The organism is Glycomyces sp. TRM65418 (assembly GCF_019710475.1).
In the GTDB taxonomy this organism is placed as follows: Bacteria; Actinomycetota; Actinomycetes; order Mycobacteriales; family Micromonosporaceae; genus Glycomyces.
The window spans coordinates 60,688-76,726 of the sequence record NZ_JAJFAX010000012.1 but is presented as its reverse complement, the minus strand read 5'-3'; the positions used below and the strand labels follow the sequence as shown (position 1 = coordinate 76,726).

Sequence of the window (16,039 nt, the reverse complement as noted above, 5' to 3'; positions counted from 1 at the left end):
CCGGACTGTAGCAGAGCCCTTACGGAGCAATCAACCCCTCTCAACGCAGATCCCTTCTTGGGTCCATTTAGTGGGACATCGTCTGTCCTCGTGCAACAATCCTCTGGCATACTCTCCGCAGCCGTCCGCTCGCACGGAGCGGCGGCCCCCCCGCGTACCAATCGAATAGGGAGCCCCCCTTGCGATCCAAACCCCCCAGGCCGATCGCGCTGCGCCTGACGGTTTTGGCCGCCGGCGCCGCGGCGCTGGCGGTCTTCATCACCCCTCCCCCCGTATTCGCCCAAGAGACCGATCCGCCGAGCGAAGGCGTCCCGGCAGGTTCGGACTCCTCACCCAGCGAGACCGACACCGAGATCGCCGACGCGGTGAGCGAGGCCGCCGAGACCGGCGTGAACGTCGAGATCGATTCGCTCGCCAGCGATTCCTCCGAGGTCTTCGCCGCACCAGACGGCACCTTCGTGGAAGAGATCGCCCTGGAGCCGTTCCAGGCGCAGACCGACGACGGCACCTGGGCCGACATCGACAACACCTTGGTCGCCGACGGCGACGGCAGGCTCGTGCCGGCGAACTCGGATCTGCAGCTGGCGCTGTCGGCCGGCGGAACGACCGAGATCGCCACCATCACCGACGTCCACGGCCGGACGGTTTCCTACACCTGGCACGAGGCGCTGCCGACGCCCACGGTGTCCGGTGACACCGCGGTGTACGCGGAGATCCTGCCCGGGGTGGATTTGAAGGTGCGCCCGACGAACACCGGGTTCGCGAAGGTCTTCGAGGTGAAGACCGCCGAAGCCGCCGCCTCTGGCGAGGTGGCGAGCATCGAACTCGGCCTGGTGCTCGACGGCTTCACCGCCGCGGTCGGCGAGACCGGCGCCCTTGAGATCAGCGATTACGAGGGCAATGTGGTCTATGGGGGACCGACGCCGCTGATGTGGGACTCGGCCGCGGCCGACGAAGGCGTCGGCGACGCGGCCACCGGCGAGTGGTCGCCCGCGACGTTCTCGATGAGCGCGACCGTCGGGACCGCGTTCGCCGACGGCGTGCTGACCCTGACGCCGGACGCGGCCATGCTGTCGGACCCCGCCGCGGTGTTCCCGATCCGGATCGACCCTGATGTCGTCAAGGTCGACTCGAGCGCTTGGGCGATGATCTCCGACTACTCGTCCTACCGCAACAACAGCTACTACAACGGCGGATCCTTCGAGAAGGACCCCAACGGCACCGCGCGTCTCGGGCGCGCGCACCGGGCCGACGGATCGATGGAGCAGACCTGGCGCCTGGCGTTCGAGTTCAACACCTCGAAGTTCCGCGGCAAGGACATCATCGACGCGAACCTGCGCATGACGATGACCTACTCGTGGATGCGCTCGTGCGACGGCATCTCGGCTACCGCGGACCTGTACGAACTCGACGCGGGGAACCTGCGGAACTGGACGTGGAACAACCAGAGCGGCGACTGGGGCACCAAGATCGCCTCCCGGGACGAGGGCATCGCCTCCGGATGCGGCGCGCCTCGGCAATTGTGGACGGACGTCACCGGCTATGTGAAGGACGTGGCGCGCACCAGCGACAAGAAGATCCAGTTCGGACTTCGGGCCTCCTCGGAGTCCTGCGGCACACACTGCCCCGGCTTCCGCCGCTTCGGCCCCGAGAAGGTCGGTGACGGCCGCACGGGCTTCTACCTGAGCGTCAAGTACAACACCGCCCCGAACAAGCCCGGCTCGTTCACCATCGACGACCAGTCCTGCGCGGCGGGCAAGACCGTCAAGCTCGGCGCGGGAACCTCGTGGACCGTGACCGCCAAGCTCACCGACGACGAAGGCGACAACATGGACGGCGTCCTCACCTGGAAGGACCAGGTCGCGGGTACCACGAAGACCTGGAACTCCTCGGGCGCCGACCGCGCGAAGGCCACCTGGACGGTGAAGGCCTCCGATCTGACCGGCCAGAAATACACGGCCACGGTGGCGGCCAAGGACGGTCGCGCGACCGGTGCCAGCGCGGGGGGATGCACCGTGCTGATCGACACCACCCCGCCGGTGGCACCGAGCGTGGTCTCGACCGACTACCCGGCAGACGGCAAGGTGCACGGGGCCGTGGGCATGACCGGCCGATTCACGATCGACTCGACTTCGACCGATACGGCCGGGTACAGCTGGAGTCTTCAAGACGCCTACGGCGACAACACCGTTCCGGTCTCGACGCTCGGCGCCGCCGCGACGATCGCGCTCGACCCCACCAGTAGCGGCCCCCAGGCCTTGAGCGTGTGGGCGTTCGATCAGCACGGCAACGTCTCCGCCAAGACGACCTACCAGTTCAGTGTCAACCCCAATGGCTCGCCTGTGGCGCATTGGAAGCTCGACGAGACCACCGGCACGAGAGCCGCCGACACGAACTACCCCGGCTACCCGTCCGATGTGACTCGGCCGCTGACGCTCACCGGCGGCGCCTGGACCGGCGGCACGGCCGCCGACGCGGCGGCCGACCACTTGCAGTACCTGACACTCGACGGCGACGACCAAGCCGTCACGGCCGAACCGGTGATCGCGACGAACTCGTCGTACACCGTCTCCGCATGGGTGCGCATCCACCAGACGGATGTGGACTACACGATCGCCTCTCAGGACGGCCTCGTCAATTCGGCGTTCATGCTCAAGTACGACGGTGAGAGCCACACGTTCCTGATGGTCGCCTCCAACCAGGACTCGACCGCCTCCGGACTCCGCGCGGTCTCCGCCGGATCGAACGTGACCGCGGAGGCCGGGATCTGGTACCACGTCACCGGTGTCTTCTCCTTCGGCAGCCAGCAGTTGCAGCTGTACGTCGACGGGCAACTGCAGAACACCGCCGCGTTCACCGACGAATGGCGATCCACGGGCGTCTTCGCGGTCGGCCGCGACCTGTGGGGAGGCAAGAAGTCGACCTACTACGCGGGCGACGTCGACGACGTCAAAGTCTGGAACCGTGCGGTCCCCGCCGGCGAGATCCAGCGGCTCGGCCAGCACGCCGAGGGCGTCTGGGACTTCGAGACCGTCAACACCGACGTCTTCCCGGACCTTTCAGGCGATGGCAACGAACTGAGCGGGACCGCAGTGGAACTCGTCGAAGGGTTCGAAGGCATGGCCGCCGGACTCAACGGCTCCTCCTCGACGGCCACGACGTGGAGCCCGGTCCTGGACACCGCAGGCGACTTCACCGTGGGGGCCTGGGTGCGCCTGGACCGCGATGGCGACACTGCCACCGCAATCGGACAGGACGGCGTGAACGGCAGCGCCTTCTATCTCGGATACGTGGCCACCTACGACAAATGGGCGTTCCGGGCCATCGGCGCCGACGCCGACTCCAGTTACACCTGGAAGGAGTTGTACGCCGACACGCCGGTCCAGGTCGGCCAATGGACGCACCTGGCCGCCACGTACGAGGCTTCGACCGGTACCGCCACCCTGTACATCAACGGCCTGCCGGCGGGGAAGAGCGAAGGGTTCAAGCTCTGGTCCTCCACCGGGTCGTTCCGAGTGGGGTCGGTCCTGCATCGCAGCGCCGTCACCGACTACTGGCCCGGAGCCATCGACAACGTCAACGCGAACAGCGGCGTATTCGACGACCAACAGGTCAAGGCGCTCGCCGACGGCACCGTCCGCGAGACGTACAGCGAGCTGGTCACCGGCGACTTCAACGGCGACGAATTCGCCGATGCGCTCGCAGTGGTCGAGGCCGACGGACTGTACTCCGACATCTACCTCCTGCGGAACGACGGTAGCGGGAACCTGGTGCGTTCCACCGAGCCGGTGTTCGAGTCGGACACGCTCAACCTCGACGCCAAACGCGACTGGCGGCTGAGCGACGCGGTCTGGCGCGCCGGCGACGTCAACGGCGACGGCCGCGATGACCTCGTGGTGGCCGTCCCCGGTGACGATCACTTCGAAGTCTGGGCGATGCCCGCGTGTGGTCCGAGGGACCGCGTCTGCACCAAGGACGGGAGCACGTTCAAGTACAGCGAGATCGAGCGGCTCGACCTGAGCGCCGCAAACGGCTGGGAACTGTCCGAGACGCAGATCCAGATCGAAGACCTGTCGGGCGACCAAGCCGACGACCTCGTGCTCCTGCGCGGCGACGGCTCGGACGCCTACTCGATCTGGCAGTCGAAGTTCGTCCGCAACGGCGAAGGCAAACGTGCTTTCTCGGCGCCGACGCAGGTGGCCTCCGGATCGGGCGACTCGCGGCTCATCGAGCTCGCCGTGGGCGACTTCGACGCCGACTGGTGGGGCGACGTCGTCGAGATCCGCACCGGTGCGGACGGCAGCGCGGATATGTACGTCCGCTACGGGTCCGCCTCGGGCCTCGGCGCGCCGGTCTACGCCTTGGACACCCCGAACAACTGGGACACCGAACGCGACCGTGTGACCGTGGCGGACGTGACGGGCGACGGACTGCCGGATCTGGTGGCCACCTACCGGTTCACCAACCGCGTACGGGTCAACGTGGCCGCCGCGCTCCCCGACAGGAGGTTCGCCACTACTGCCGCCTGGGATTATTCGGACCGGTGCACCGGTTGCCCCTCGGACCTGACCCCGTGGGCGCACACCGACCTCGCGGGCGGCGACGTCAACGGTGACGGGAAAGGCGACCTGCTCACACTCCGGGCGGGCACCGGCGGCGGCATCGGCGCCCTGTGGACGCGCATGTCCACCGGGAACGGATTCGCCGTCGCCGATCCGACCTGGGCCGACCCGGAGACCTGCTTCGGCGTCGAAGGCGACGTCAACGGCGATGGCTACCCCGACGCGGTCCTGAGCTATGGCTCGTATGCCGCGCAAGGGCTTGCGAACGCCGGGGCGGTCTGGTTCATCGACGGCGCGAGCGGCGAGGGCAGCCTCATCGACGAGAACACGCATGGCGGCGCGGGCACCGTGGAGGCGGGCGATCAGTTCGGCTACGCGGTCGACACCTACGACCGCGACGGCGACGGCTGCGCGGACATCGTCGCCGGTGTGCCCGGGGAGAACGACTCCACCGGCTCCGCCATCGTCCTACCGGGTTCGCGAGGGGGCATCGACGAGAGCGGCGTCTTCTGGTTCAACCAGATCTCGGCCGGTATGCCCGGAAAGAACGAGGCCGACGACCGCTTCGGATGGTCCGTCGCGGCATCGAACCGCAGGGACGGCACACCGGTCCTGATCATCGGACTTCCTGGAGAGGACGTTCAGACCGACACCAGCGGCGCCTACCGCGACGGCGACACCGAGATCCCGGAGGTCGTCGACGGCGGTGCGGTCATCTACCTCCAAGGCGACTCGAAGGCCTGGGTGGACCAGAACACCGACGGCGTCACCGGAGGGGTGGAGGAGGGCGACCAGTTCGGTTGGTCGATCGCCGCCACCCGGACCCGGTTCATCGTCGGTGTGCCGTTCGAAGACGGCGGTCCCGATCAGCTCACCGACGCCGGCGGCGCACTCGTGTTCACGCATGAGATCTCCGCTGAGGGTTGGCCGGTCTTCACCACCTGGCTGGATCAGCAGGACGCCGCGCTGGCCGCGGGGTTCGAAGCGGGCGACCGCCTCGGGTACACCGTCGCCGCGGTCGACTACTGGCCGGCGTCCTCCGGGATGGACTCGGTGCAGACCCGCTTCGCCATCGCCGTTCCCTGGGAGGACCTGGTCGACAACACGGTCGCCAATGCCGGACTCGTGCATTTGGTCAACATGGACGGTTCAGGCGGGTTCACCGGTGTCGCCAACTACGACCAGGGGGTTCACCTGGGTGACAGCCCCGAGGAATTCGACCACCTCGGTCTGAGCCTCGGGCTGTTCGATCTCGACCCGTCCCTCCAAGCGAACAACGACCGGTTGAAGCTCGTCATCGGCGTGCCTGACGAGAACTTCGCCACTGGTGACGACGACGGGCTCGTCCACGTCACCGGCGCGGCCGTCGCCACGGCCGACGTCGACACGATGATCAGTGACCCGTCGGCGAACAGCAACGGCAAGTTCGGCACCGATGTCGATGCGACCGACAGCGGGCTGTACATCACCGCCCCGGGCACCGGTCCGATGAACTGCCTCGTCTGGAGCGGCATCCCCGCCACGTCCCAGCAGACGGTGACTGCGACCGCGATATGAGGAAGTGAGGAGACATGAGCAAGGCCGCCGGGCGCTGAGCGCCCGGCGGCCTTCCTCGGCTTGGGCCGACTCGGTTACAAGTACGAAGTTCGAGCGGTGAGCCGCTCGGCGAGTTCGACGCTGTCGAGGTCGGCGGCGGGACGCCATTCGGCGGCGTGGACCTCCTCGGCCTGCGGACTGAGTTCGTGCGCGCCGCAGCGGAAGCGGTAACGCACGTCGTAATGCCAATGCGCCCCTTCGTCTTTGCGGGGGTTCGCCGGAATCCGATGGACGTCGACGTGGATGGGGACGGGCTCGGCCAGTTCGAGCGCGGCCGGGGCGATCCCGGTCTCCTCGACGGCCTCGCGCATCGCCGCCGCCGGGAGCGAGTCGTCGCCCGGTTCCACGTGCCCGCCGGGCTGGAGCCAGCGATCGAGGCCGCGGTGATGGACGAGCAGGACCTCGTCGCGGTCGTTGACGAGGATCGCCGAGGCGGTGACGTGGCCGGGCATGGTCGTGCGGTCGAAGCCTTCCGGGCCGTCGAGCGCGAGCAGCGGCGCGACCGACTCGGCGTCGCCGGGCCAGCGCTCGAGGTAGGCGGCGAGCTGGTCCTTGAGATGGGCGATCGTGATGGGCACGGGCGCATTCTGCCAGGCGGGGCGCGGGCGGACGGGGCCGCCCGCATCAGTCCTCAGTCGACGGTGATGACGATCTTGCCGGTGGCGTGGCCCGCCTCCATGGCCTGATGGGCCTTGGCGAAGTCCTCCAGCGCGTAGGTCTCGGACACGTGGACCCGAAGCTTGCCGTCCGCGACCAGTCGCGAGAGCCCCTGCAGGCCGATGAGGTCGGGTTCGACGAGCATGAAGCGGGTCTCGATGCCCCGCGCCTCCGCTTCGGGGAACGTCGCGTCGCGCTTGGAGTAGTAGAGCTGGGCCAGGACGCCGCCGTCGCGGATGACCGAGACCGAGCGCTCGGCGTAATCGCCGGGGAGGGTGCTGAGCGCGACGTCGACGTCCGAGACGACCTCGGCGAAGTCGACGGCGTTGTAGTCGATCATCTCGTCGGCGCCGAGGCCGCGCACGAAATCGTGCTTGCCGGCGCTGGCGGTGCCGATGACGCGGGCGCCGAGGGCCTTGGCGATCTGGACGGCGAGATGACCGATGCCGCCGGCCGCGGCGTGGACGAGCACGGTCTGCCCGGCCTGGAGGCGGGCGTGCTCGACGAGCGCCTGCCAGGCGGTGAGGCCGGTCAGCGGGATCGCGGCGGCCTCGACGTGCGAGAGCGCGGCGGGCTTGTGGTCGAAGTGGCGGCTCGGAGCGGCGACGTACTCGGCGTGGGTACCGGCCTGGTGCGGGAAGTTCGGCATCCCGTAGACCTCGTCGCCGGGTTTGAAGCGGGTGACGCCGATGCCGACCTGTTCGACGACGCCGGAGACGTCCCAGCCGAGGATGAACGGCGGCTGTCCGATGTAGAGTCCGATTTCGCGGGCGGCCGGGTCGACGGGATTGACGCCCGCCGCGCGAACCCGCACCAGGACCTCGCCGTAGTGCGGCTCGGGCCGTTCGGTCTCGACCAGTTGCAGCACTTCGGGTCCGCCCAGGACCGTCTGCGTCACCGCTCGCATCGTCGCCGCCACGTCCGCGTCCTCGCCTCCCGGGGTTTCCGAATGCCCCGACGATCCTAGCAGCGGCGGACGGGAACCGGGGCCCATGGCGTACGGGTACGAGATCCCTTGTATCGGCGCACGGTCCATCTGCCGCAGCGGTCGCCGTTCGATGCCCGGCCTGGAGCATCGTCGAGCACATTGGAAATGGGTGGACCCGCCGCCCACATGAGTGAGCGCCGAGATGCGCCAAGCCTCGCCTGCCTTCGGGAATTGCCGCGGCCTCTCGCACCCGCGGCGAGATCTGCGGAGACGGTGAAAGGAAAGTCGCAGCTCGCATTGCTCGATTGCGGCGAGGCATCCCGCTCGATCGTTTCCTTGCCGAGTGCGGTAGGCACGTTCCCGTTCACGGGATGCACGGTCGCGACCCGAAGTCGAATGACCGCACCGCTCGACGGTGTCGCGGAGTCGGTCGGCCTTTGGCGTGGCACTCCTGCCCTGCTCTGGTGCGGCGGCCACCTGTGAGCGGCGGCGAGGTTCGCGCGCAGGCGGCCGCGGCGCTTCGGGATGACGTCGGTCTTCGGCCGATCGTCGCGACTTCGATCGAGCCATGCCGGAGCCGGACGCGCCGGCTGTTCCGACGCAGCGGTCTCCGCGGAGACCGGCCGCGCCAATCCATCCATTCTAGATACCGAGACGCCGGTAATAAATTCGATGAATCATCCCATAATAGACATATTGTTCAATCTCTATTAGATCACTAGGATTACGGATCATCCGCGAAAGCGAGACGGGAATCTACTCTGTCGCACTATGTGACGCCCTCGCCATACTTTGCAGTGAAGGAAGCGGTACGCATTGTACGCCGCCGACTAATTGCGACTTATCACGGCGAAAGGGGCACAACATGGGCACCGATCCAGACGGCGATCCCCGACCCCTGCCCCCGATCCCGGCGTTCACCACCGCACCGCACCTGCTGCTGCGCATCAACCCCCTCCTCGCCGACGGCCGCGACGGCTCCGAAGCCGACGCCGACCGCGCCCGGCTGGTCGAGGCGTGCGACCTGACCACCATGCAAGAGCAGGCCACGGAGAAGCTCACCGACCTGCTGTACGCCGTCGGCGGCCACATCGACCGCCAGACCCGCCAGCGGGTCGTCCTGCCCCTGCGGCGTGCCATCCACAATCGGCGCTTTCCTCGGGGTCTGAGCCGAGACGAGATCCGCACCGTCGTCGACGAGCCCGCCGTCGAGACCTGGTTGGACAACGAGGAGCGGCTCGCACTCCTGCGCGTCGAGCTGACCGCCGCCCATGCGGACCGGCTGGACGCTGAGCGGGCCGAGCTCCGCTCGATGCTCGGGGACGAGGAACTGCGCCGCTCACTGGTCATGTCCAGCGAACTGCTGCTCGATGCCGCCGACAAGTACCGCGCCGCCCCTTGGGAGCAGGTCAAGAAGAACACCCGCAAATCCGAAGAGTCCCTGCTGCGGTACGCGATGCGGGCACGCACCAAGACCAGCCCGTTCAGCCGCTACACCGTCGCGGGCTTCCTGCCCGAGCACACCCCGCAGGAGCCCTCCGGTATCGGACCCGTGTCCTCCGTCATGGAGTTCAACCGGGGTCTGCTGCGGCGGCTGGAGGGAAGGCTGGGCCGGATCCACGCAGTGCGGAGCGCCATGCGCTTCCACCCCTCGGCCGGGCTACGGCTGGAGGACGGCAAGTTCATCGCGGTCGGGAGCCGTGAGCGGCTCGGCCCCGAAGCGGCGGAGATCGCGGCCCGCTACGGCGAAGCGAAGGTCACCGTCCCCGCGAACCCGGCGTCGATCGCCCTCGTGGACTGGCTGCGGTCGACGCCGCGACGCAGCGCCACCTTCGCCGAACTGGCCGAAGTCATCACCGCCCGCGTCCCCGGGGCGAGCACCGCCGTCGCCACCGCCTTCGTCGCGAAGCTGTGCGACTTCGGCGTCCTGGTCCCCGAACCGATCGTCGACGAGCAGTCGCCCGATGCACTGCGGGCGCTCACCGCATGGCTGGCCGGCTTCACCGCGGACCCGGTCGTGGCCGCCGTCAAGGCCGAACTCGAGCGAGTGAGCGAGGCGCAGGAGCAATTCGCGACGGCCGGTCCCGTGGAGCGGGTCGTTCTGCTGCGCGAAGGCAAGGCCGCCGGCGCCGCCGCGCTCGAAGCGCTCGGCGAGGACGCCGCCGCCGTGTCCGGCGCCGAGCCGATCTGGTTCGAAGACGGCGTGCTCGAACCGGCGTGCAGCTCCACCGCCGACTGGCGGCCGGTGCTCGCCGACTGCCGACGGCTCCTCGACCTCCTCCAGATCTTCGACGAGCAGCACGTCTTCTCACGAGTCCTCACCCACCGCTTCACCGCCCGCTACGGCAGGGGCGGGCGCTGCGAGGACCTGGACGTGCTCGGGGAGCTGTTCGTCCCCGCCTACGACGACGCGCTCCAGATCACCGAGGGCTTCGATCACGAACTGATCGCCACCGATCCAGTCCTGTCGCGCCTGGTGCCACTGCGGTCGACGATCATCTCCCGCCTGACCGAGCAACTGCTGCACCCGCTCGCGGACGCCGCGCCCGTCGACATCGACCCCGAACTCGTCGCGCTCGCCGTCCGCGAGGCGCCCGCCTGGGTGGGCGCTTCCCCGGCCTCTTACGGGATGTTCATGCAGCCCTTGGGAGGCAACCCGCCTACCGGGGCCATCCTCAACAAGATCTACAACGGCTGGGGCAACTACGTCAGCCGCTTCCTGGCCTACGCGGACGGCGCCGTCGTCGACGAGGTCCGCCGCATGGTCCGCGAGTACCACGGCGCGGGCGTCACCGCCGAGATCCGCCCCGTCCAGGGGTTCAACGCGAACCTGCATCCGCTGCTGGCCGAACGCGATCTGGACTGGGACAACACCGGTGCGGCCGACCGGCTGCCGCTCGATCGCCTCGTGGTGCGCCACGACCCGGCCGGCGACCGCGTGATGCTCTGGGACCCCGAGGGCGACCAGCGCGTCCACCCGCTCTACCTCGGGTTCCTCATCCCCTTCTACCTGCCTTCCCGGCTCCTGTCGCTCACCGCGATGGGCGGCAGCGGATCGATCTTCTTCGAGCCGCAGGTGAGCGCCGACCGGTCGCCTACCGTGGATCGATCGCAGGTGCGGCACTACCGCGGTCTGCGGTTCGGGTCCGTCTGGCTCGCCCGCGCCCGCTGGCACATCCCCAGCGGAACGATGCCCCGCCCCGAACCGGGCGAGGCCGAAGCGGACTTCTTCGTGCGGCTGAACGAATGGCGCGTGCGTCTGGGAATTCCCGACCATGTCTTCCTGCATCCGCCCGCGCCCGAACTCAGCCCAGGTCAGGTCAACGACTACTTCGGGTCCTACATGGACAACCGCAAGCCGCAGTACGTCGACCTGCTCAGCAGGCTCCACGTTCGCCACCTCGACCGGCTCCTGTCCTATCAACCCGGCACCGACATCGTGGTCGAGGAGGCCAGGCCGGGCCCGGACGAACGCTTCCCCGTAGGCGAACGCGCCCATGCCGCCGAAGTGGTGGCCGAGTTCTACCGAAAGGCGAATCCGTGACGCCCCTGACCAGAGCCTCGCTGGCGATCGCCTACCACGCGCCGGTCAAACGCCGGTTCGTCGCCGCGGTCCTCATCCCCGCCGTGCACCGCCTCCAGCGGGTCCACGGGGTCAGCCACGTCCACATCGGCCGCCACTGGCGGTTCGGACCGCACCTCCAGCTCATCGCCTCCGGCCCCGAACACGGCGCCCTCGTCGCCGCCCTCGCCGCCGAACGGCCCGCGATCGAGGCCGGGCTCAAGCAGCACGGTTCCGGCTACGTGCTCAACACGGACGGCTACCTGGAGACCTCGCGCCAGCTCGGCGCCGCCGAGCTCATTCCCCCGCCCTACGAGCCGATCTGGCCCGACAACACGGTGCGCCCCTTCGACACCCCCCTCGAGCCGGGGCTCATCGAGAACCCGAACGCCCGGGACCTCCGCGACGCCTTCAACGAGGCCATGGTCGAGCCGCTGGAGCACATCATCGCCGCGGCCGAGCGCAGCAAATCGGCGAGGCTCCAGGGCGCGTTCACCTTCATGGTGCTGCTGGCCGCGACCTATCCCGACCGCGGCCTGCTCCACGGCAGCCTCTCCTACAAGTCGCACCTCGAGGACCACCTCCAGGACTACGACCGCGACGGCTCACTGCGCGCCGACTTCGAATCACGCTACCGTCCGGTGAGTCCGCAGTTCGAGGCGCTGACCACCTCGCTGGTCGACGACCCCACCGAACCCGGCTACTACACCGGGAGCGACCCGGTCTGGCAACGCTGGGGGCAGGCGCTGCGGACCTTCTGGGACCGCGCCCTCGACCTCGCCGAGGTCCGCGACATCGAACCGCTCCTGCACGAGGGCTACACCGACCGCGCGGCCGATCTGAACGACCACCTGCGGCGCAAGTACGCCGTCGGAGACGACCGCGAGTACAGCGAGTTCCACGCGGCACTGCGCGAAGTCGAGTACACCGACAAAGAAGCGGGCCGCTGGTTCGCCTCCTACCGGTTCATGGTCAACCTCCTGTACGCCCAGATGCTCGTCATCGACGTCTCCCCGGCCGAGCGGCTGTTCCTGGCCCACGCGGTCAGCGAAGCGGTCGACGCCGTCACCGGAGTGAACTGGCGGCAGATACTCAAGCCCGACGAGAACGCGGAGGCCGCCTCGTGAACACGGCAGCGCCCAGGCAGGTCCGGCTGCGAGCGGCCGTCCACATCACCCCCGTCGAAGGCGGGCTCTACTGCGTCGGCTGGCAGGAGACGCTCAAGATCAGCGGCTCGCCCGCGCTCGGCAAGCTGTGGACCGCGTTGTTCCCGCATCTCCACCGGGGGGCCGACCCCGAGGCGCTCACCGCCGCGCTGCCGCCCGCGGCGCGCGACACCGCCCAGCGGCTCCTCGACGAACTGCTGGACAAGGGGTTCCTGCGCGCCGAGGCCCCCGGCACCGCCGCCGCCGACGCGACCGTCCATCCCGATCACCGCCGCACCCTCGCGTTCCTGGACTCCGCGGCGGACGACCCGACTGCCGCGTTCGACCGGCTGCGGCACCACCCGATCGCGATCCACGGCCAAGGCCCCGTAGCCGAGGCCGCCGCCCGAAGCCTGCTCAGCCTCGGCGCCGGACGACTGCGCATCGACGAACCCTCCGACGCGCTGCGGAGATTGGCGGCCGAGACCGGCGCCGAGCTCGGGCCCGGCCGCGAGGCGGAGGCGCCGGTGCGCATCCACGTCGACACCGCCCAGCCGCCGCCCGGGCCGGCCTCGGGCACGATCGGCGTCGCCCAACTGCGCGACCGCGCGGTGATCGCGCCCCTGCGCGAACGGGACGGCGACGCCGGCCTCTCCACGGTGCTCGAACGGATGCGGGACCGGGGCCTCGACACCGCCATCGGACCGGTACCGGCGGTCGCCGCGACCCTCGCGGGGAACCTCGCCGCGATGCAGGCGTTCTACGCCCTCACCGGAGTCAGCACCGAATACGACGGCCAGGCGTACCTCATCGAGGCCGAGCGGATCCAGACCACCGTCCACCCCGTCGCCCCGCACGGCCGCACCGTGGCCGAACCGGTCGACCCGCACCTGCCCGCCGACACCGACCCCGACCGCATCACCGACCTGTGCGACAGCGTCACCGGCATCCTCCCGGCCACCGACGACGGCGAGCTCTCCCAGATGCCGCTGGCGCTGGCGACCGCCGGCGCGGACGCGTTCGGCTGGGGCGAGACCGGCGACGTCGCCCGCTATCGCGCGGCCCTCGGCGCGGCCCGGAACGCGGCCGGTCGGGCCGACGCGACCAGTCTGTGGACTCTGGCCGGTGGCGAGGCGATGCAGGCTTCGACCCGCATCGCCTGTGCCGGTGCGGATGCGAACGCGATGCTGTGCGACGCGGTCAACCGTCTGGCGGCAGCCTGGCTGGACGACCAGGACGAGCGCCGGAACCGGTTCGGCCCCGCCGTCGACGAGATCGACCGGAGCGATCCGGCGGTCACGCTCGAAGTGCGGCACCCGCTCCGGGTCCCGGACCTGACCGTGGCCGCGGCCCTCGCCGAAGGCCGACGCGTGGCCGTCTTCGCCCACCCCGACGGCGAAGTCGCCCGCCGGGTCGTGTCCCGGCACGCCGCCGCGGTCCTGCAAGCCGGTGGCGACCGGCCGACGGTCCCGATCGTCGACACCCCGCCCGGAGCACCCGACGCCGTCGAGGCCCCCGCCTGGCACGGCGACGAGACGCTCGCGGCGCTGTGCGGCGAGGACGAGCGGATCGGCGGCGCCCGCTGGCGAGGCGAACCCGCGCTCGACGCGCTCGGTGTGATCGGCTGGGTGGGCCTGCAACGGAACGGAACCGGACAATGACGACCTGGCTCATCGGCGAGGGCGGCCTGCACGAGACACTGGCCGACACACTGTCCGGCTGCTACGACGCCTCCGTGCCGAGCGCCCAGGACGCCGCGGTCACCACCGGCGACACCGTCGTGCTCGCCCGCGACGGCTGGGACCCCGAACGCGACGGCGCCGAACAGCAGGCCTTGCGCGAGGCCGCTGTCCTGCCCGCCAGGATCGTCGGCGACCTGGGGATCGTCGGCCCCTGGGTCCGGCCCGGCACGCCCGGGTGCCAGGTGTGCGCCGAGCGGCGCCGACGGCTGTGGCGCCGCCAGAACGCCCCGGCCGAGCAGCTCGACGGCCCGGTCCCGGCGCTCGCGCTGACGTCCGCGCATCTGCGGCACCTCGCCGCGATCACCGACCGCGCCTTGCGCCATGACCTGCTGGCCGACAGGGAGATTCACGTCTCGACCGGCCGGCTGACCGGCCGGATCCACCGGATGACGCCGCTGCCGGGCTGCCCCGGCTGCCGTCCCGTCCCCGACGACAGCGCCGACCTGGCCCGGGTCGCCTTCGCCCCGCGCCCGCAGGCCGACCCCGAGTCGTTCCGCACCAACGCCTCCGGGCTGAGCGGGAGCGAACTGCGAGACCTCGTCCACGACTGGCGGTACGGGCCGGTCGGCCACGTCTACCGCTCCGAGAACTCGGTGATGGCCCTGACCAGCGCCGAACTCGCCCTGCCCAGCGGTGAACCCGGCGAGGCCGGACACGGCCGCGCCCTGACCTATCCCGAGGGCGAGACCATCGCGCTCTACGAGGCGCTGGAGAGGCTCAGCTCCTCCAGCCCCCACGGCAAGCGCACCGTCGTGCGCGGCAGCCAGAACGCGCTGCCGGAAGCGGTCGACCTGCGCGAACTCGGCCTGCATGTCGAAGGCAGCGGCGACGATCCGGACTTCCGCCTGAGCCCGTACGATCCCGACACGCCCATCGACTGGGTGTGGGGCTTCCGGCTCGGCGCGCGGCGGCCGGTCCTGGTGCCCGAGCACGTCGCCTACTGGCATCTCGACCGATGGGGCCGCACCGGACCGCCCTCGCCGAAGTTCCTGTACGAGAGCTCGAACGGCTGCGCCATCGGATCCTCGGTGGAGGAGGCGAGCCTGTACGGACTGTTCGAAGTGGTCGAACGCGACGCCTTTCTGCTGGCCTGGTACACCAAGCGCCCGGCCCGGCCGCTGCGTGTGGACGAAGCCGAAGTGCCGAGCCTGCGAGGGATGCGGACGCAGCTCGACCGGCTCGGCTACGACCTGCACCTGTTCGACATCACCACCGAACTGGAGATCCCGGCGGTGATGAGCCTGGCGCTGCGGCGCGACGACGACGGGCCGGTCGCGTTCTTCGCGGCCGGAGCGCACTGCGATCCGCGCCGGGCGGTCGCCTCGGCCGCGACCGAAGCGGTCACCAACTGCGTGGTGCGCAACCGCATGCCCGCCGAGACCCGAGCCGAGCAGGAAAAGGACGGCCGCCGCCTGATCGACGACCCGCGGCGGGTGCACACCCTCCACGACCACACGATCCTCTACAACTACCCCGAGACCAGGTCCTGGTGGTCGTTCCTGGACCCCCGGGCGGCACCGGCCACGCTCGCCGAGGCCTACGGCGACTGGCGGTCCCGATGGATCCGCCCCGACCTCACGGACGTCCTGCTCGCCGTCGTCGAACGGATGACCGCCAACGGCATGGACCCGATCGTCGTCGACCAGACCGACCGGATCACCACCGAGCGGACCCCGGCGACGGTCAAGATGATCGTGCCCCAGACGATCCCGATGACCTTCGGCCACGTGTACCGGCGCACCCGCGGGCTCGACCGCCTGCGCAGCCTGCCGGTCCGCCTGGGCTACCGCGACCCCTCCGACTCGCCGGTCGACCCCGACACCGCCCCACCCCACCCCTTCCCGTGA

Annotated in this window: 7 protein-coding genes; 5 read left to right on the top strand and 2 right to left on the bottom strand. The window is 69.8% G+C overall.

The window, feature by feature from the left end:
• Positions 1–179 precede the first annotated feature (179 nt).
• Entirely contained in the window at positions 180–6,119 is a 5,940-nt protein-coding gene (locus K3N28_RS20870) for a LamG-like jellyroll fold domain-containing protein (RefSeq protein ID WP_228094698.1), read from the top strand.
• A gap of 74 nt (positions 6,120–6,193) precedes the next feature.
• Here K3N28_RS20870 and K3N28_RS20865 read toward each other — a convergent pair whose 3' ends face one another.
• Positions 6,194–6,736 carry an NUDIX hydrolase gene (locus tag K3N28_RS20865; RefSeq protein ID WP_228094697.1) on the bottom strand — a complete coding sequence of 181 codons (543 nt, stop codon included), beginning with the start codon at positions 6,734–6,736 and terminating at the stop codon, positions 6,194–6,196.
• 53 nt (positions 6,737–6,789) lie between these two features.
• The gene (locus K3N28_RS20860) at positions 6,790–7,722 is read right to left on the bottom strand and encodes an NADP-dependent oxidoreductase (protein WP_228094726.1); all 933 of its coding nucleotides are present in this window, start codon (positions 7,720–7,722) and stop codon (positions 6,790–6,792) included.
• 886 nt (positions 7,723–8,608) lie between these two features.
• Between K3N28_RS20860 and K3N28_RS20855 the strand changes: the two genes are divergently transcribed.
• Genes K3N28_RS20855 through K3N28_RS20840 form a run of 4 tightly spaced genes read left to right on the top strand, consistent with a single transcriptional unit; the run spans position 8,609 to position 16,039 of the window.
• Positions 8,609–11,287 (top strand): lantibiotic dehydratase, encoded by a 2,679-nt coding sequence (locus K3N28_RS20855; RefSeq protein WP_228094696.1) that lies wholly within the window; start codon positions 8,609–8,611, stop codon positions 11,285–11,287.
• Positions 11,284–12,432, top strand: a complete 1,149-nt coding sequence (locus K3N28_RS20850) for a lantibiotic dehydratase C-terminal domain-containing protein (protein ID WP_228094695.1) — start codon at positions 11,284–11,286, stop codon at positions 12,430–12,432. The genes K3N28_RS20855 and K3N28_RS20850 overlap by 4 nt, the downstream gene beginning before the upstream one ends.
• Positions 12,429–14,111 carry a hypothetical protein gene (locus K3N28_RS20845; RefSeq protein WP_228094694.1) on the top strand — a complete coding sequence of 561 codons (1,683 nt, stop codon included), beginning with the start codon at positions 12,429–12,431 and terminating at the stop codon, positions 14,109–14,111. Before K3N28_RS20850 ends, K3N28_RS20845 begins: the two co-directional genes overlap by 4 nt.
• The gene (locus K3N28_RS20840; RefSeq protein WP_228094693.1) at positions 14,108–16,039 is read left to right on the top strand and encodes a TOMM precursor leader peptide-binding protein; all 1,932 of its coding nucleotides are present in this window, start codon (positions 14,108–14,110) and stop codon (positions 16,037–16,039) included. Before K3N28_RS20845 ends, K3N28_RS20840 begins: the two co-directional genes overlap by 4 nt.

Bases quoted from the DNA above. Each gene is read 5' to 3' on its own strand.
- K3N28_RS20855 (WP_228094696.1), top strand. From the start codon at position 8,609: ATGGGCACCGATCCAGACGGCGATCCCCGACCCCTGCCCCCGATCCCG.
- K3N28_RS20860 (WP_228094726.1), bottom strand. From the start codon at position 7,722: ATGCGAGCGGTGACGCAGACGGTCCTGGGCGGACCCGAAGTGCTGCAA.
- K3N28_RS20840 (WP_228094693.1), top strand. From the start codon at position 14,108: ATGACGACCTGGCTCATCGGCGAGGGCGGCCTGCACGAGACACTGGCC.